The sequence below is a fragment of the Pseudomonas sp. 210_17 TE3656 genome (assembly GCF_054821965.1).
The window spans coordinates 5,406,672-5,424,783 of the sequence record NZ_JBTRBC010000001.1; the positions used below are offsets into that span (position 1 = coordinate 5,406,672).

The 18,112-nt window shown below is 59.8% G+C and carries 17 protein-coding genes; 15 read left to right on the forward strand and 2 right to left on the reverse strand.

The annotated features are described in order from the left end of the window. Window positions 1-7 precede the first annotated feature (7 nt). From ACVI9W_RS24780 to ACVI9W_RS24800, 5 genes are read left to right on the forward strand one after another with little or no spacing between them, the layout of a single operon-like run. Complete coding sequence (locus tag ACVI9W_RS24780; RefSeq protein WP_461531606.1) at window positions 8-1,282, forward strand: aromatic ring-hydroxylating oxygenase subunit alpha; 1,275 nt, start codon at window positions 8-10, stop codon at window positions 1,280-1,282. 14 nt (window positions 1,283-1,296) lie between these two features. Continuing rightward, window positions 1,297-1,773 (forward strand): aromatic-ring-hydroxylating dioxygenase subunit beta, encoded by a 477-nt coding sequence (locus ACVI9W_RS24785; protein WP_157192604.1) that lies wholly within the window; start codon window positions 1,297-1,299, stop codon window positions 1,771-1,773. A 12-nt stretch (window positions 1,774-1,785) separates the two neighbouring features. After that, window positions 1,786-2,526, forward strand: coding sequence for an SDR family NAD(P)-dependent oxidoreductase (locus ACVI9W_RS24790; protein ID WP_461531607.1), 741 nt, complete (start codon window positions 1,786-1,788; stop codon window positions 2,524-2,526). 51 nt (window positions 2,527-2,577) lie between these two features. Then, on the forward strand, window positions 2,578-3,537 hold the full coding sequence (locus ACVI9W_RS24795; protein WP_461531608.1) for a PDR/VanB family oxidoreductase: 960 nt from the start codon (window positions 2,578-2,580) through the stop codon (window positions 3,535-3,537). Between the two features lie 11 nt (window positions 3,538-3,548). Further along, a complete protein-coding gene (locus tag ACVI9W_RS24800) occupies window positions 3,549-4,046 on the forward strand; it encodes a flavin reductase (RefSeq protein ID WP_342622165.1) in 498 nt (165 codons plus the stop codon). A 66-nt stretch (window positions 4,047-4,112) separates the two neighbouring features. Here the strand turns inward: ACVI9W_RS24800 and ACVI9W_RS24805 are convergent, their stop codons facing one another. Continuing rightward, on the reverse strand, window positions 4,113-4,589 hold the full coding sequence (locus tag ACVI9W_RS24805) for a MarR family winged helix-turn-helix transcriptional regulator (RefSeq protein WP_157192600.1): 477 nt from the start codon (window positions 4,587-4,589) through the stop codon (window positions 4,113-4,115). A 234-nt stretch (window positions 4,590-4,823) separates the two neighbouring features. On the opposite strand from ACVI9W_RS24805, the gene ACVI9W_RS24810 reads away from it, so the two are divergent. The 6 genes from ACVI9W_RS24810 (at window position 4,824) to ACVI9W_RS24835 (ending at window position 12,092) form a co-directional block, all read left to right on the forward strand. Beyond that, window positions 4,824-5,969: an amidase gene (locus ACVI9W_RS24810; protein WP_461531609.1), complete on the forward strand. Its 1,146-nt coding sequence runs from the start codon at window positions 4,824-4,826 to the stop codon at window positions 5,967-5,969. Then, window positions 5,966-6,490 carry a nuclear transport factor 2 family protein gene (locus ACVI9W_RS24815; protein ID WP_461531610.1) on the forward strand — a complete coding sequence of 175 codons (525 nt, stop codon included), beginning with the start codon at window positions 5,966-5,968 and terminating at the stop codon, window positions 6,488-6,490. Before ACVI9W_RS24810 ends, ACVI9W_RS24815 begins: the two co-directional genes overlap by 4 nt. Window positions 6,491-6,504: 14 nt before the next feature. Then, entirely contained in the window at window positions 6,505-7,992 is a 1,488-nt protein-coding gene (locus ACVI9W_RS24820) for an aldehyde dehydrogenase family protein (RefSeq protein ID WP_461531611.1), read from the forward strand. 223 nt (window positions 7,993-8,215) lie between these two features. Further along, on the forward strand, window positions 8,216-9,664 hold the full coding sequence (locus tag ACVI9W_RS24825; RefSeq protein ID WP_461531612.1) for an APC family permease: 1,449 nt from the start codon (window positions 8,216-8,218) through the stop codon (window positions 9,662-9,664). Window positions 9,665-9,751: 87 nt separating this feature from the next. Further along, window positions 9,752-11,068 carry an alginate export family protein gene (locus ACVI9W_RS24830; protein WP_157192595.1) on the forward strand — a complete coding sequence of 439 codons (1,317 nt, stop codon included), beginning with the start codon at window positions 9,752-9,754 and terminating at the stop codon, window positions 11,066-11,068. 88 nt (window positions 11,069-11,156) lie between these two features. After that, a complete protein-coding gene (locus ACVI9W_RS24835; RefSeq protein ID WP_461531613.1) occupies window positions 11,157-12,092 on the forward strand; it encodes a helix-turn-helix domain-containing protein in 936 nt (311 codons plus the stop codon). On the opposite strand, the gene ACVI9W_RS24840 is transcribed toward ACVI9W_RS24835, so the two are convergent. Then, window positions 12,089-12,937 (reverse strand): AraC family transcriptional regulator, encoded by an 849-nt coding sequence (locus tag ACVI9W_RS24840; RefSeq protein ID WP_461531614.1) that lies wholly within the window; start codon window positions 12,935-12,937, stop codon window positions 12,089-12,091. The two genes, ACVI9W_RS24835 and ACVI9W_RS24840, sit on opposite strands and share 4 nt — an antisense overlap. A 216-nt stretch (window positions 12,938-13,153) precedes the next feature. Between ACVI9W_RS24840 and ACVI9W_RS24845 the strand changes: the two genes are divergently transcribed. From ACVI9W_RS24845 to ACVI9W_RS24860, 4 genes are all read left to right on the forward strand, one after another. After that, window positions 13,154-14,293 (forward strand): tyramine oxidase subunit B, encoded by a 1,140-nt coding sequence (locus ACVI9W_RS24845; protein WP_342622157.1) that lies wholly within the window; start codon window positions 13,154-13,156, stop codon window positions 14,291-14,293. A 32-nt stretch (window positions 14,294-14,325) separates the two neighbouring features. Next, window positions 14,326-14,748 (forward strand): RidA family protein, encoded by a 423-nt coding sequence (locus ACVI9W_RS24850; RefSeq protein ID WP_461531615.1) that lies wholly within the window; start codon window positions 14,326-14,328, stop codon window positions 14,746-14,748. Between the two features lie 63 nt (window positions 14,749-14,811). Continuing rightward, entirely contained in the window at window positions 14,812-16,107 is a 1,296-nt protein-coding gene (locus ACVI9W_RS24855; protein WP_461531616.1) for an NAD(P)/FAD-dependent oxidoreductase, read from the forward strand. An 88-nt stretch (window positions 16,108-16,195) separates the two neighbouring features. Then, a complete protein-coding gene (locus tag ACVI9W_RS24860) occupies window positions 16,196-18,103 on the forward strand; it encodes a sigma-54-dependent Fis family transcriptional regulator (RefSeq protein WP_461531617.1) in 1,908 nt (635 codons plus the stop codon). Window positions 18,104-18,112: the final 9 nt, after the last annotated feature.

The window sequence follows — 18,112 nt, forward strand, 5'->3', positions numbered from 1 at the left end:
AGATACCGTGAGCAATCTGATTCCCGCCGTTAACCTGGCAGTCGATCCTGCCGAGTTGGTGCAGGCCGACCGTGTCCACACCTCGCTGTATACCGATCCTGCGCTGTTTGATGCCGAACTGCAGAAGATTTTCTATAGCACCTGGGTATGGGTCGCACACGAAAGCGAGGTGCCTGAAGCAGGCAACTACAAGACCACCTTTGTCGGCAAACAGCCGGTGATCGTGGTGCGCGATCGTAAAAAGAACATCAACGTACTGCTCAACCGTTGCCGTCACCGCGGTGCCACCGTGTGCGAGCACAAAAAGGGCAAGACCAACAGCTTCGTCTGCCCGTACCACGGCTGGGGTTACGCCCTGGACGGCTCGTTGCGCGGTATCCCGCACCCGGAAAGTTACGCCGACTGCATCGACAAGGCGGAACTGCCGCTGGTGAGCCTGCGTGTGGAAAGTTACGCCGGGATGATTTTTGCCACCTTCAAAGACGACATCGAGCCGCTTGAGGACTTCCTCGGTGCGGCGAAAAAGTGGATCGACCTGTTCATGAAACAGGGCGCTGGCTACGGCATCAAGGTCCCGGGCGAGCATCGTTTCCGCTTCCCGGGCAACTGGAAGATCCAGTTGGAAAACACCACCGATGCCTACCACTTCCCGCTGGTGCACAAGAGCTTCCTGTCCTCGGTCGACGAACAGACCCTGGAGCTGTTCGATTTCGTCCAGGGCCCGGGGTATGTCGAAGACCTGGGTAACGGCCACAGCGTCATGGTGATGATCCCCGACCTGGTCGACCTCGAAGCCGATCTCGACAAGCCGATCCCCGAGCGCTTCGAGGCGCTGGCGGCCGAACTGCGCGACGAAGGCATCGAAGAGCAGCAAGTGCGCCGCATCGTTCGTGCCGTGGGTGGTTCGGGCTTCAACCTCAACCTGTTCCCCAACATTGCCTGCTCGATGGCGTTCTTCCGCGTGCTGCAGCCGATTTCGGTCAACGAAACCGAGATCCACCATTCGGTCATCACCATGGATGGCGGCCCGGCCGTGGCCAACCGCTACCGCCTGCGCCTGCATGAACACTTCCAGGGGCCGATGGGCTTCGGCACGCCGGACGATTCCGAAGCCTGGGAACGCGTACAGAAAGGCGCCAACGCCGGTGAAGACCTGTGGATCATGCTCAACCGCGGATTGGCAGGCGAGAAGGCCAGTGAAGATGGTCTGGTGTCCGACGTCAGTGCCGAAACCGGCATGCGTGCGGCCTACCAGCAGTGGAAAAAGATGATGTCGGCTTGAGTGTGGAGAACCTTATGAACCTGCAATTGCTGCAAGAAGTCACCGCTTTCATCTGGCAGGAAGGCGACATGCTCGACCACGGCGAATATGACGCCTGGCTTAACCTGTGGACTGACAAGGGGACCTACATCATCCCGATCAATCCCAAGGAAACCGACTTCGAAAACACCCTGAACTATGCCTACGACGACCACCACATGCGCAAGCTGCGGGTGCAACGGCTGATCGGCGGCGAGTCGATCTCTACCAGCCCGCAACCGCGCACGGTGCGTTCGCTCTCGCGTTTTCGCGTGCTGGTCGATGACGGCATGAACCTGACCGTGCGCTGTGCGCAGAACGTGCGCGAGTTTCGCAAGGAAAGCCTCAAGCATTACAGCGCCGACCTGACCTACCAGCTGGTGCGCGCCGAAGGCGGCTTCAAGATCCAGCGCAAGGTGATCAGCCTGATCAACAGCGACGATACCCTCGCCGGTATCGGTTACATCCTCTAAAGGAGCCTATCGATGAGCCAAGTCGCATTGGTTACCGGCGCCGGGCAAGGCCTGGGTCAGACGTTCAGCGCCCGATTGCTGCAAGCCGGGTACCGGGTGGTGGTCACTGACCGTAGCCTGGACGCTGCACAGGCATCGGCGCGCCTGCTCGATCCTGCAGGCGAACGCACTCTGGCAGTACAGCTGGATGTGGGGAGCAAGGCGGACTTCGAGCAGGCGCTGAACCAGGTGCTGACGCACTTCGGCGTGCTGCACGTAGTGGTCAACAACGCCGCCGTGACCAAGACCACGCCGCTGATGCAGATCAGCCCCGAGGAGTTCGATGCAGTGGTGGGCCTGAACCTGCGCAGCATTTTTCTCGGCTGCCAGGTGCTCGGTGCCTACCTGGCCGACGCCGGCTACGGGCGGATCATCAACATGGCGTCGCTCGCCGGGCAGAACGGCGGTACCGCGACGGGTGCTCACTACGCGGCGAGCAAGGGCGCGATCCTGACCCTGACCAAGATCTTCGCCAAGGAGTTCGCCAACCGTGGCGTGACGGTCAACGCCATTGCGCCAGGGCCGATCGACTCGCCTGCGGTGCATGCCGCGGTACCTGCCGAGAAGCTGGCCGGCTTGCGCGCCAACATACCGGTGCAGCGCCTTGGCGATGCGGATTTCCTTGGTGACCTGATCGTTCAGCTGGCGCGCCCCGAAGCCTACTTCACCACCGGGGCAACCTGGGACGTGAACGGCGGCCTGTTCATGCGCTGAGCCGACACCGGGCCACTGCGGTGGCCTTCCTGACTACATGGAGCAATCGCCATGAATGAACAACTTTTGAATGTAGTGGTGCGCAAGCGCCAGCTGCAAGGGGACGGCGTGGTCGTCCTCGACCTGACCCGCACCGATGGCTCGTTGTTGCCAGCCTTTGCGGCCGGTGCGCATATCGACATCCATGTCGGCCCTGGCCTGGTTCGCCAGTACTCGTTGTGCAGCGACCCCGCCGACCTCAGCAGCTATCGCCTGGGCGTGCTCAAAGACCCGGCCTCGCGTGGCGGTTCTGTGAGCGTGCACGACACCCTGGTCGAAGGGCGCGAAGTGCAGATCAGCACGCCGCGCAATCTGTTCCCGCTGGTCGACGATGCGCAGCGCAGCATTCTGCTGGGGGGCGGTATCGGCATCACGCCAATGATTGCCATGGCCTATGCCCTGCATCAGCGTGGCCAGCGCTTCGAGCTGCATTACTGCGGGCGTGCGCGCAACCGCAGCGCATTTCTCCAGGAGTTGCAAAACGCACCGTTCGCCGAGCATGTCGTCACCCATTTCGATGACGAAGCGCCCGAGCAGAAACTCGACCTGGCCAAGGTGCTGGGGCAAGGGGAGGCCGGTGTGCATATGTATACCTGCGGCCCGACCGGCTTTATGGAGTGGGTCATCAACGGCGCCCGTGAACAGGGTTATGCCGAAGACCACATCCACAAGGAGTACTTCCAGGTCGAGGTCGATGCCAGCGGCGCCAGCTTCGAAGTAGTCGCGGCACGCAGTGGCAAGACGGTCGAGGTAGCAGAAGGGCAGTCGATTCTGGATGCCTTGGCCAGTGTCGGGATCAAGATCGAGATCTCCTGCGAGCAAGGCGTGTGCGGTACCTGCTTGTGCGACGTGCTTGAAGGTGAGCCGGATCACCGTGATGTGTACCTGACCGACGAAGAAAAAGCTGGCAATGACCAGATCCTGGTGTGCTGCTCGCGCGCCAAGTCAAAAACGCTCGTGCTGGACATTTGAGGAGAACGAACATGGTTGACCTGACCAGCTTTCGCAATGCCATGGCGCTGCTTGGCGGCGCCGTATCGGTGATCACCACCGACGGTCACGCCGGGCGCTTTGGTTTCACCGCTTCGGCGGTGTGCAGCGTCACCGATTCGCCGCCCACCTTGCTGGTGTGCATGAACCGCGCCTCACAGTCCAACGCACAGTTCCAAGCCAATGCGGTGGTGTGTGTGAACGTACTGGCCGGCACTCACCAGGAACAGTCCGGTGCCTTTGCCAACAAGGCGTTGAGCATGGAGGAGCGTTTTGCCACGACCTCCTGGACCACCCTGGAAAGTGGCGCACCGGTCATGCTCGAAGCGCTGGTGAACTTCGACTGCCGGATCGTCCAGGTTCATGAGGTGGGCTCGCACAGCATTTTCTATTGTGAGGTGCAGGCCATAAGGCATGGCGGTTCGGATGAAGGCCTGGTGTATTTCAACCGTGCCTACCACCGTCTTGGCCAGTCGTCCAAGGCGTGCTGATCGATCCAGGGTTGTGCTCTTTTGCCCAGTTGCTCACTGGGCATTTTTTACCGCCGGGACCGGGTGTCAAAAACTCTCGAGATTATGGAAAACCGTTTCGAGTGTGCGGTTCAGGCGCTCCACCTGGCTTTCCGTGAGGCCGGCAAAGCTGCGCTTGAACAGCTCGCTGGTGACGCCTTGCATACGTTCGATGGTCGCCAGCCCCAGCGGCGTGATGAACACCTGGGTGACGCGGCCGTCTTCAGTGCTTTGCGCGGTATCGATCAGGCCGTCTTCCTTCATGCGGTAGACGATTTTGGTGATGGTCGACAGCTTGGCAATGGCGTGGGTGGAGATCTCGGAAATGCTCGACTGTCCGTTCTGGTTGAGGATCCACAGGACGCGCCAGCGGGCGACATCAAGATCAACCTTTTTAAGCAGCCGCTCCATGTTCTGGGTGTACTGACCGTGTACGCGCGCGAGCCAGTAAAAAGGAAAATCTTCTTTGCGGAAATCTTCGCTTGAGGGGTCGTAGCGGCTGTGACGCTTCTTCGTTGGGCTCATAAATGACTGGCTGAAGTAAGTGATGCCCAATCATAGACTTTTCCCGTAATAAGGGCACCCCGAAGTTGGCTGCGGCCAAAGCGCGCAGGTCGCTAAGGCTTGCGATTGCACGCGGTTCGGGTTCTGAGTTGATACATAATAACGTGAATATTCAGTTGACTATTCACGTATATAAACGCAATTTTAAGCAGTGTTGGCGCACCTTGCGCCCGCTACCAAGCGAGGTTTTTTGCGATGGCAATCGTGGTTGAGTCGTTGAACATGGGTGGCACTGGCCTGTGCGTGATGGTTAAGGACACCATCGACATTGCCGGATTGCCGACGCGAGCATCGAGCCGCGCACTTGAACAGGCCGAACCTGCCCGCCAGCATGCCGATGTGGTGCAACGCCTGCTCGACAACGGCTGCCGCATCACCGGGAAAACCAGCCTGCATGAGCTGGCATTTGGTACCACAGGGATCAATCACTACACCGGCACCCCGGTCAATCCACGCTTCCCGGCACTGATCCCGGGCGGATCCTCCAGCGGTTCCGCCGCTGCGGTGGCGGCGGGGCTGGCAGATTTCAGCCTGGGTACCGACACGGGTGGCTCGGTGCGGGTTCCGGCTTGCTGCTGCGGGATTTTCGGCTTCAAGCCAACCTTCGGACGGGTCAGCCGCAAGGGCGTCATGCCTGCCTTTACGACCCTGGATTGCGTCGGTCCATTTGCGACCTCGCTGCCGATGTTGATCAGTGCAATGGCGATCATCGATCCGGAGTTCAGCCCGGTCAGCCCGCCCTCCAGGGTGAAAATCGGCGTGCTCGGGGTGCCGGCCAGTGCGGCGGTGAACGCTGTAGTGCAGACGGCGTTGAAGGCCAGCGGACAGGTGCTTGAGCCTGTCGAGTGCGAAGACTTCGAGGCCGCCTATAGCGCCGGTATGGTCATCATCAACCGCGAAACCCATGCCGCCTGCGGTCATTTGCTCGCCAGCGGCAAGGTCGGTGCCGACATCGCTGGCCGTCTGCAGGCGGCCGGGACAATGACTGACGACGCCGTGGCGCAAGCCGAGCGCGTACGTGAGCGCTTCAGCGCACAAGTCGATACGGCGCTGCAGCACTGCGACATCCTGGCGCTGCCGACCATGCCGGATTTTCCCCTGCGGGTCGAAGACGCCGCCGATACCCGGGCAGTACTGGGTATGACGTCGCTGGTGCGGCCGTTCAATCTTTCCGGGCATCCGGCAGTGACATTGCCGTTGTCGAGCGCGCAAGGATTGCCGGTCGGCTTGCAGCTGGTCGGGGCAAAAGGTGCGGACGCAGCGCTGCTGGCGGCAGCCACCCTGTTACTGCAGCGTATCCACGAACAACCGCACGGCAACTCCCCTGAGGTGCAGCCATGAGCGATGCCCAGGCGCTGGAAAAACGTTTGCACTACTTCGAGTCACAGCAGGCCGTGCGGGCCTGCATGAACCGCTACATGGTCCTGTGCGATGCCCTGGATGCCAACACCCCGCTGGACGAACTGGCGGGCCTGTTCACCCGTGAGGCGGTGTGGGAGGGCAAGGGCGCCAAGTACGCGAAAAGCTTTGGTGGCTACCGCGGCCGCGAAGCGATCCGCGCCATGTTCGCAACCTACATGAAGCCACCGGCGCACTTTGCGCTGAATGTGCACTTTCTTACCAGCGAGTTGATCGAGGTTGCCGGTGACCAGGCAACCGGTAGCTGGGTCATGCTGCAAACCAGTACGTTCAGCAGCCACTCCTCACACCTCAATGCGGCGCGCCTGAAGGTGCGCTTCGCGCAGGAAGAGGGCCAATGGCGGATGTCGCACTTCCAGACCGAAAACCTTTTCGGCCGCCCGGTCAGCGCCTGGAACAGCGAGGCACCTTTGCCGGTGCCTGACGCAAGCACCCAACAATAACAAGGTAAATTCCGATGAGCGAAGTAGCACTTCTCGATAGCGTCATCACGTTCCTGGCCAAACCGCTGGGCAGCTTCATCGACGGCAGGCCGGCGCTGGACGAACAGGCTGGTGTGAGCGAGATCATCAACCCGGCCAACGAACAGGCCATTGCCCGCGTTCAGGATGCCACTGCCGTGCAGGTCGATGCGGCGGTAGCGGCAGCTTCCCGGGCGTTCAAGGGCAGCTGGGCCCAGACCTCGCCTTACCTGCGCGGCGTGCTTCTCAACAAGCTGGCGGATGCCATCGAGCAGCATGGCGAGGAGCTGGCGCAACTTGAAGCCTTGAACTCGGGCAAGGCGATCAATGTCGCCCGCGGCCTGGAAGTGGCGCAGTCGGTGGTGTTTCTGCGTTACTTCGCCGGCTGGACCACCAAGATCAATGGCGAGAGCATCACCCCGTCATTGCCCTCGATGGCCGGTGAGCAGTACACCGCCTTTACCCGTCGCGAGCCTGTAGGGGTGGTCGCCGGTATCGTGCCGTGGAACTTCCCGCTGCTGATTGCCGTGTGGAAACTGGGCTCGGCGCTGGCGACAGGTTGCACCATTGTGCTCAAGCCCAGCGAGTTTTCCCCGCTCAGCCTGTTGCGTCTGGTGGAGCTGGCGACAGCGGTGGGGATCCCGGATGGCGCGATCAACGTCGTGACCGGTGCCGGTAAGGTTGGCCAGTGGCTGACCGAGCATGCCGAGGTGCGCAAGGTTTCGTTTACCGGCTCTGTCCCCACCGGCATTGCCGTAGGGGCTGCGGCGATGAAGTCCAAACTGACCCGGGTCACCCTCGAGCTCGGTGGCAAGAACCCCGCCGCGTTGCTGGCCGACGTCAACATCGATGACGTGGTACCCGGGCTGGTGATGACGGCATTCACCCACCAGGGACAGATCTGCGCATCGCCCGAGCGTATATACGTCCACCGTTCGCGTATTGACGAGTTGGAACAGAAGCTCGGCGCGGCATTGGCAGGGCTGAAAATCGGCTCGCCGCTGGACGAGAGTGTCCAGTTCGGGCCGCTGGCCAACAAGGCGCATTACCAGAAAATTACCCGTTACTTCGAACGCATGGGTGATGGTCAGGTGGTGGTGACCGGCGGGCGCACCGTGGGCGACAAGGGCTATTTTGTCGAGCCGACCTTGTTGCGCGCATCCAGCCCCGACGACCTGTTCCTCACCGAGGAAACCTTCGGCCCTATCGTCTGCCTGCTGGCGTTCGATAGCGACGAGGAACTGATCGAGCTGCTCAACGACACGCCGTACGGCCTGGGCGCAAGCCTCTGGACCAATGACCTGTCCAGGGCCTTGCGCATGATTCCACGCATCGAGTCCGGCACGGTGTGGGTCAACATGCACACCTTCCTCGACCCGGCAGTGCCCTTTGGTGGCAGCAAATCATCCGGCATCGGCCGTGAGTTTGGCAGCGCCTTTATCGAGGCGTTTACCGAGTTGAAGTCGGTGATGATCCGTTACTGAATCGAAGCGGGCAGGGGCGTAACAGCCATCTGTCGAATGCGCTTGAAAACCGCCACCGGCGGGCCAGATGCGGCCAATTTGGGATAGCCGCCACCCCCGCCGAAGCCTAGCATCGTGCTTAGCCTGAAGGTCAAAAACAATAATTCGCCGCGTCGCATTGCGTGCAAGCGTGCCGCGGCTTTCAAACCCGCAAAGACTGCCTCATACAACAAGGTATAAAAACATGAGCGAATCCCTGCGCGACGGCTCCTCGACGGAGCTGCGGCGTGGCAGCCTAGGTGTTGCCATGATCATCTTCTTTGTATTGTCAGCGGCAAGTCCGCTCAGTGTGCTGGCCGGTGGTTTTCCCATTGGCATCATGCTCGGCAATGGCGCGGGAACGCCTGCATTACTGATTACAACCCTGGTGGTGCTGCTGTGCTTTGCGGCGGGCTATACCAGGATGGCCCGGCATATCAGCCATGCCGGCGGTTTCTATGCCTTGATTTCCCGCGGCCTGGGTGGCTTGGCCGGCGGTGCCGCTGGGATGCTGGCGATGGTCGCGTACAACGTGCTGCAAGCCGGTATGTATGGCTTGTTTGGTGCCATTGTCGCCGGCAGCCTGGCCGAGGTGTTCGGCATCCAGGTGCCGTGGTGGCTGTGTTCTGCGGTGGCGCTGGGGCTGATCGCCTGCCTTGGCTACCGCAACATCGACCTCTCTGCCCGCGTGCTGTCGATTACCGTGATCGCCGAGTACGTCGCGGTCATGGGGCTCGATGTGGCGATACTGAGCAGTGGCGGGGCACACGGCATCAACGCTGATGCGTTCACGCCGGCGCATGTCAGCAGCGGCAACCCGTCGATCGGTCTGCTGTTCTGCTTTGCCGCCTTTATCGGTTTCGAGGCGACAACGCTCTATAGCGAAGAAGCCAAGGATGCCAAACGCACCATTCCGCGGGCCACGTATCTGTCGGTACTGCTGATCGGCGGCTTCTACACCCTGTCGCTGTGGGCCATGGTGGTGGGCGCCGGTGCCGATGACATCGTCTCCACACTGCAATCGCTGCAAGATCCGACCACCTTCCTGTACGCGCTGTCCGATCAGTACGTCGGTTCAGGGCTGACCAACACCATCCGCTTCCTGTTCGTGGCCAGTATGTTCGCCGGGTTGCTGGCGTTCCATAACGCCGCCGCGCGCTACTTCTTTGCCATTGGCCGTGATGGACTGCTGCCGGAGAAACTGGGCACCACCCACCAGAAGCATCAAAGCCCGCATCTGGGTTCGGGGCTGCAGTCGCTGATCGCGGCGGGCATTCTCGCGGTGTTTGCCCTGGCAGGCGCCGATCCGGTACTGCAGTTGTTCTCGTGGTTCTCGAACGTCGCCACCCTGTGCCTGATTCTGCTGATGGTATTGACCTCGCTGGCGGTCATCGGCTTTTTCAAGGCCAATCCGCAGCATGCAGACAGCCGCCTCAAGTGCTTTGTACTGCCGGCGCTCTCAGGGGTAGCACTGCTGGCGGTGTTGATCACTGCAATCGTTCACTTCGATGTGCTGACCGGCGCCAGTACCAGCTTGTCTCTGGCGTTGTGCATGGTTGTTCCGGTCGCGGCGCTGGCGGGAATCCTGCTTGCCGCGCGCTTGCGCAGCGTTGCCCCGCTCAGGTTCAGCGGCCTCGGTAATCACGCCGCCTGAGTGTCGCCAGGCATCGGCCCGTCCCAGGGCCGGTGCGCCCCTTGTTCGTCCTTGCGCAACGCATACTGCAGTTAAGGAATTTTCACCATGTCTTCGCGTCTCGCTCTATGCGGCATCGCCGCAAGTATCGCTGTGTCCGCGGTTTGTCAAAATGCCCAGGCAATCGCGCTGATCGACACCCCGGATACCCATGTCAGCTTCGAAGGATTGGCCGCCTACGGTCTGTTCAACAGCCGTAAAAACTACGATGGAACCGAGGGCGGTTCGCATTGGCAAGAGGCCTTTATCAAGTACGGCGTCAAGGCCGACACTCTGCTTGGCGATGCGGGCAGCGCCTACAGCGGCTTTGCCATGGTGTCCTCGGGTACCTGGGGTGACGGCGATGCTGGCGGTTTCACCGATGGTAGCGAACGCACAACCAAGATCGAGGATGCCTATCTGGGCTGGCGCTCGGGCGATGTGTTCCAGACCCTGGGTAAAGACGGTGTCGATCTCTCGTTTGGCCGGCAGATCTTCAAGGCCGGCCGCGGCTTTCTGATCAATGACGACGGCCCCAACCTGGGCAAGGGCCTGGCGGACGGTAGCCTGAACCGTGGCGGTGCGTACTATCTCGGCGCGCGCCACGCCTTTGACCGCACGGCGGTGGTGCGTCTGGGCGGCGATCAGGGTTTGCATGGCAGTGCGGCCTGGTTGAAGTCTGATAACCGTGCCCAGGCTGAAACTGAACTTGCGGTGGGTACGCTTGAATACACCCAGCCGGCCGGCACCCTGGGATTGACCTACATCCACGGCATGGATGTGGTGGATCAATGGGCCAGCGAGTTCCAGCAGCGCCGCGACGGTATGGATATCTACAGTATTCGCGGGGAGGGCGATGCCGGTGTAGAGAACGCCAGTTTTGCCTTCGAGTACGCGGTTGAAGACGCTCAGGGCGACAAGGAAACCGCCTGGTACGCCGAGGCGGGCTATCGATTTGCCGATGTAGTCTGGAGCCCGAGCGTCACCGCCCGCTACACCCGCTATTCACAGAACTGGGACCCGCTTTTCACCGGCTACAGCACAGGCTACGGCACCTGGTTCCAGGGCGAAGTCGCGGCCAACTATGCCGGGCCGTTCAACAGCAATACCGAGATCAAGCACCTGGCGCTCAAGGCCAATCCGCTCGAGACCCTGACCCTGGGCGTGCTGTACTTCGACTTCAAGACTCTGGGCGCGCGCAATGAGCTGAACCTGGATGCGCAAGAACTCGACCTGTATGCCGAATGGGTCGTTTCGCCAAATCTGATTATCACGCCGTTGGTGGGGCTGTATCAGCCGGATCGCGCGCTGGGTACCGGCGGCAATCAGTCCAATGGCAATGGCACCAACGTTTACAGCCAGCTGACGGTGGCGGTGCCGTTCTGATTCAAACGGATGAGTGGTTGCTGAGGGAAAGGGCCTTTGGCCTGTAGCTTGCTTACAAATTGTTACAGGTCAATAACAGGTGTTAACGATGGCGATGTTTGCCCAAATGAAAAGCTTTGACGACGTACATCTGCACGCAGGTGCGATCGTGGGTTGGCAACAAACCTACGATCAGTTGAGCACCGGTCCCGTGCAGACAGTGCTCAAGCACGTCACGGGCGAGCGTTTCCAGATTTTTCAGGAGTCTCTGAACAAGCGGGTGGTTCAGCACGGCGTGGCGCCGCCGGGCCGGCTTTGCCTGGCAATGCCGATGTGCGGTGGCGAGCTGGCGGTGTTTCAGGGCAAAAGCCTGGGCACCGAAAGTGTCACGCTTCTTCACAGTGGCCAGGAGTTTTTCGTGCAGGCCGCTGAAGGCATGGATTTGCTGGCCATTACCGTGGAGGCCACTCGTCTGGAAAACCTCGCGGCCAGGGAGTTCTCGGACAGCGAAATGCGTCGCCTGGCGCGCCTGTCACGCCTGGAATTACGCCAGCAAGTGCTGCAAACCGTGCGCAAGCGATTGGAAGACGTGGTGACCGCTGCACTGCAAAACAGCTTTTTGCCGGAACACCTGCTGGAAGACCTGACCCTGGAGTGCATGCTCGATTTGCTCGACCATCGGGTGGAGGGGGATACAGGGCGTGCGGGCAATCACATGGTCAGTGCTTACCTGGTCAAACAAAGTCAGGAGCTGGCCCTGGCCCACAATGACGAACCGATTTCAGTGCTGCAATTGTGCGAACGCTTGAATGTCAGTCGGCGCACCCTGCAGCGAAGCTTTCAAAGCGTGACCGGCTTGCGCCCGGTTGAGTACCTGCGTTCGGTAAGACTCAATGCTGCACGTCGGCGACTGCGCCAGACCTGTGCCAATCAAGTGACCGTGGCACGCATTGCCAGTGATTTCGGCTTTACCCATCTGGGCCATTTTTCCGGGTACTACAAAGCCCTGTTTGGCGAACACCCGTCGGAGACGCCTCGCCACTAAGCATGAACGGCCGTTTCGCGGGACTGCCTGATCCGTTGCGTGTAAGCGCCCCGAATGATTCGCTGTTGATAGTCATGGGGAGTGGTACTGACCAGTTTTTTGAAATCCCGCAGAAAGTGGGACTGGTCGGTGAAACCAAGCTCCATGGCCAACTCGGAAAATGAAAGATCCTGTTCACTGTTGATCGAATGCAAGGCGGCCTGACAGCGGATGATGCGGCAGAAAGCCTTGGGCGTCATGCCCGTATCCTGGGTGAACTGCCGATGAATGGTGCGGGTGGTATAGCCACTCAGTTGTTCAAGTTGCTGTACGCGAATATCACCCTTGTGTTGCAGCACGGTCTGGATGACCGCAGCGGTGAGATCAGCGGTTTTGTGCAGCGCGGCAGGTGCAAGGTAGCTGTTGAACACCTTCATTTGCTCACTTAGCAGCGGGGTTTTAATCACCTCCTCGAAAAACCGCTGCGCAAGCGGTGTCACCTCCAGCAGATTCAATTCCTGCCCGGTCAATTCTTCGGCCAAGGCATTTATAAACCCCGGAATTACACCAGGGGTAAAACGCACACCGAAATAATGGTGATTCTCAAGTAGCTCCACTGGCCTGGCTTGCAACGGCGTGCCGCAGACCCGCGCACTTGGCTGTGTACTATCACAATCCACGACGATATCCACGCAACCATCAGGTATGGCCAGCATCATGTTGGCCGACTGCGCAACATCCAGTGCATAGAAATGAGAAATAGCCGGATGGGCGGAAGCAATCACCGAATAATTCGATGAGTTCAATACGAACCAAGGCTGTTCAAAGGGAGCGGACGCAAAGGTGGATATATGCGTTTTTTTCATAAGCTGGACCTGCCACTGACATTCTTATTTTTATGCAATGGCCACACAATGAAATGTGCTTGAACGGGCCACTCATGTCCGAAATATACAATACCCACTTTGTGGGCTCCGTATACTGAACCCCTATGTTGATGGAACAACCAGGCGAAAAGGCCTGAGGGGAGGGCGTGTCCGTGCGCTTTCTCGGAATTGTATCACTTCAGTCTGAGAAAAATTATGTCCAATAATACAAAAATTGATTTTATCTATCTTTCTGAGCAAGACATGATCCGTGCCGGTGTGACCGACATGGCGGGCTGTGTCGATACAATGGAAGAGATGTTTGGCCTGTTGTACGAAGGCGACTATCGTATGGCCGGACCTAATAATGATTCGCACGGCGCGATGGTCACTTTCCCGGAAAGTTCGCCATTCCCGAAAATGCCAAAGCCGACCGCAGATCGCCGCCTGATGGCCATGCCAGCCTATCTTGGCGGTAACTTTTGCACCGCAGGTGTGAAATGGTACGGCTCGAATATCGCCAATCGCGATAAAGGCCTGCCACGTTCGATCCTTATGTTCACCCTTAATGATCCTGATACTGGCGCACCCTTGGCGCACATGTCGGCGAATTTGCTCTCTGCCTACCGCACAGGCGCTATTCCGGGGGTCGGCGCTCGCCATCTGGCACGTAAGGATTCAAGAGTTGTCGGCCTGCTGGGCCCAGGTGTCATGGGCAAAACCACCCTTGCCGCCTTTGTTGCAGTGTGCCCGCTGATCGATACGATCAAGATTAAAGGGCGTGGTCAAAAGAGCCTTGACGACTTTATCTCCTGGTTGAAAGAAACCTATCCGCAAATCGTCAATATTCATGTCGTCGATACACTTGAAGAAGTTGTACGCGACTCAGATCTGGTCACTTACTGCAGTTCCGGTGCAACCGGTGATCCACAAACCTACCCCGTAGTGAAGCGTGAATGGGTCAAGCCTGGCGCATTTATGGCGATGCCTGCCAGTTGCCGGTTGGATGACGGAATGGAACAGGCAGATGTTCGTAAAGTGCTGGACAATACCGGTCTTTATCACGCCTGGTTCGAAGAATTGCCCAAGCCCGCGCACAACTGTGTGCCTGTAATCGGCGTGCGCTTCATGGACATGCTGGCCGAAGGAAAGTTGACGGCAGAAGAGCTGGAAGACATTGGCAAGATAATTGCTGGTGATGCACCCGGTCGTAAAAACGACGAAGAAATCATCATTATGTCGGTGGGCGGAATGCCTGTTGAAGATGTTGCCTGGGGCACGGTCGTGTACCGCAATGCATTGGAAAAAGGCATCGGTGTGAAGTTGAACCTTTGGGAAACCCCAGTGCTCAGCTAAAGCGTTTTTGTTCACTTGAAGAGACACTAAGCATGACTGAAATTATTAAGCTTAAAACCGGTTCAAAGTACGAAGAAATGGGCAGCTACTCTCGTCTGGTAGCGGTCGATAACTGGATTTATGTATCCAATACTGCCGGGCGCAACCCTGAAACCAAGCTGATTTCCGAGGATGTGGTCGAACAGACTCATCAGGTGTTCAGCAATATTGAAGCAGCGCTGAAAGCCGTTGACTCAAGCCTGGCTGACGTCATTTGCTCGCGCGTGTTTATTCAGGACCCGCAGGATGTAGCGCAAGTCATGACCTTGATTGGCGAGAAGTTCCGCGGGATCAATCCGGCCAGTACCGTTACCTGTCCGCCTTTGGGCTCTACGGTTTACAAAGTCGAGGTAGAGGTCACCGCGTACCGCAATGCATCGCGCGCCAACGTCGTGGAAATCAAACTGCCGCTGTAACGGTGAGCGCGCAATGGCGCTCCCGTTTACCTGTCTTAACACATTGTAAGTCGAGTCTTTGTCATGGCCCCCACTATTGCGACTGTGCACACTTCAAGCGCGTTTCCATCGTCCACATCGGTTGTGATCATTGGCGGTGGGATTATCGGTTTGACCGCTGCACTAGCGCTGGCCGAGCGCAATATTCCGGTGGTGGTGCTGGAGAAAGGCCGACTGGCGGGAGAGCAGTCATCACGTAACCTGGGATGGGTGCGCAAAACCAGTCGCCACGCTGAAGATATCCCGCTGGCACAAGCTTCCGATCGTTTATGGGCACAAATGCCGGAGCGGGTAGGGGCCGATGTCGGCTACCGCCAGGCAGGCATCATGTTTGTCGGTCGCAACGAAGCACAAATGGCCATGCACGAAGGTTGGCTCAAGTCGGTGAACGCGCTATCGCTTGATTCACACTTGCTCAGCAAGCGTGAAATCGAAACCTTGGTGCCGGGTGGCAAAGGCGACTGGGCCGGTGGCATTTATACGCCGTCCGATGGCCGTGCCGAACCGACATTGGCCGCCAGTGCCATTGCCAATGCAGCGATGGCCAAGGGCGCAGTGATTGTCGAACACTGTGCAGTACGCACCTTGGTCACCTCTGCCGGCAAGGTCAGTGGCGTTGTCACTGAAAAAGGCGAGATCCGCTGTCACCAGGTGCTGCTGGCCGGTGGCGCCTGGTCCAGGCGTTTTCTGGGTAACCAGGGTATTGAGCTGCCGACCCTGCCGCTGGTCTGTTCTGTGTTGCGGACCAAACCGATGCAGGGCCCGACCGACATTGCCGTCGGGGCGCCAGACTTCTCGTTTCGCAAGCACAAGGACGGTGGCTACATCATCACCCAGCGCGGCAAGCTGGATGCTTTCCTGACACTCGACCACTTGCTGCTGGGCTCACGCTACTTGCCAGCGTTTCGCGCACAACGGGATTTTCTGCGCGTCTCTTTCGGCAAGCATTTTTTCAACGATCTTGCCCTGGCGCGGCGCTGGAAGGCCGCCAACGTAACGCCGTTCGAGCGGGTAAGGGTTCAGGATCCACAGGCCAACGCATCGCTCAACAACGAAGCGATGAACAACCTCAAAGCCGCCTGGCCGGTGTTTGAACAGGCGCAGATCGAACAGGCCTGGGCCGGCACCATCGATGTGACGCCCGACTCGATCCCGGTGATCGGGCCGGTCGCAAAGCTGCCAGGACTTACTCTGGCCACAGGGTTCTCCGGGCACGGTTTTGGCACTTCGCCGGCTGCCGGACAACTGGCGGCCGACCTGGTTTCGGGGGATACGCCGATCATCGATCCGGCGCCTTATCGGTTTGAACGTTTTGTTTGAGGTGGTTTTGCCGGCAATGCGTGGAAGCAGGGAGATATTGGGGTAAAGTCAGCGCAGATGGAGCAATCGCATCACGCTGGAGTCAGAGATGGCGCGACATATACCAATAACAATTGCTACCGATCCATTGCAGACATCGCGCATGGCCCGCCTGAAACTTGTCAGTGAAGGCGCCTTGCCGCAGGGCATGCTACGCGAGGAAATTGATGCCTCGTGGCGGCGCAGCCTGGGCCATGGCCTGAGCTGCCTGGCCTCTGATGAGGTCGAGCTGGGCGTACGTCAGCGCTTGCAGGAGCTGCTCGACGGTAACCGCCTGCTGATCGACGCCGCTACACCAGAAATGGAATACCTGGTTGCCCGTCAAGGCAACAGCGGGATGATCATCCTCGGCGATGCGCAGGCCAATATCCTGGCCATCGGTGGCCAGACGGCCGAGCTCAACCAGGCCGGCCTGCGTGACTTGCACCCAGGCAGTTGCTGGAGCGAGTCGAGCCGTGGCACCAACGCCATCGGCACGGCTGTGGTCGAGGGCCGACCGACCCTGATCAACTGCGGTGAGCATTACCTGGACCGACTCAGCCCGTTTTCCTGCACCTCGGTGCCGCTGCGCGATCCCCAGGGGCATGTGATCGGCGTTCTCGACCTGACCCGCGAAGGCATCATGGCCCAGCCTCAGGACAACCTCTCCACGCTGATCATGGCGGCCAGCAATATCGAGAGCCGGATGTTCGGCCTGTGCTATCCCGATCAGCTGGTGCTGTCGTTTCACAACCGTGCGCAATACCTTGGCAGTGCCTGGCACGGCCTGCTGGCGCTGAGCCTTGACGGCGAGGTGCTGGCGGCGAACGAACGCGCCTGTGAACTGCTTCAGCTGGCGCGTCCGGCGCTGCTGGGCAGGCGTTGCAGTGAGCTGATGGGCGAACGCACATCAGCGTTCCTCACCCGCCTGTGGAGCGACCGGGTGAACAGCGTGCAGACCGCCAAGGGCGAGTTTTTCTTCCGCGCGGTACACCTACCGCAGCGTGCCGCCATGAGTACGCCGCGAGCCCTTGGCAAGGCGATCCCCGCGCCTAAACCTGCGCAACTGGAAAGCCTGGCCGGCAGCGATGCACGCCTGGCCCGGGCCCTGCGCATGGCTTGCCGGGGCCTGAACAATGATCTGCCGGTGCTGTTGCTGGGCGAGACCGGCACCGGCAAGGAGGTCGTGGCGCGCGCCTTGCACCAGTCCAGCCCGCGTGCCGACAAACCCTTTGTTGCGGTCAACTGCGCCGCCATCCCGGAAGGTCTGATCGAGTCCGAGCTGTTCGGCTATCGCGAAGGCGCCTTCACCGGCTCGCGCCGTGGCGGTATGGTCGGCCGGCTGATGCAGGCTCACGGCGGCACCCTGTTTCTTGACGAAATCGGCGACATGCCGCTGGCCCTGCAGGCGCGCCTGCTCAGGGTGCTGCAGGAGCGCCGGGTCGCGCCGCTTGGCGGCGGCGACGAGCAGGACATCGACGTGGCGGTGATCTGTGCCACCCACCGCGATCTGAAACGGCTGGTACTCGACCAGCACTTTCGCGAAGACCTCTACTACCGCATCAACGGCGTAAGCGTGCAGCTGCCGGCGTTGCGCGACCGTGACGACCTGAGCGAGGTCATCGACAGCCTGCTGGGCAAGTTCGGCGCCGCGGGTGTCGGCCTGGACAAGGGCCTGCGCGAGTTGCTCGGCAACTTCGACTGGCCGGGCAACATCCGTCAGCTGGAAATGGTCTTGCGCTCGGCGCTGGCGATGCGCGAGCCCGGTGAGCAGGTGCTGAGCCTGGAGCACCTGACAGACTGCCTGCTCGATGAACTGACTGCCAGTACCCAGCAAACCGGCAGCATTCGTGAGAACGAGGTCGAGTTGATCCGCGGCGCCTTGGCGCGTCACCAGGGCAATGTCTCGGCAGCGGCCGATGCCCTGGGTATCAGCCGTGCCACGCTGTACCGAAAACTCAAGCAACTGCGCGGATGAGGGGCTGTT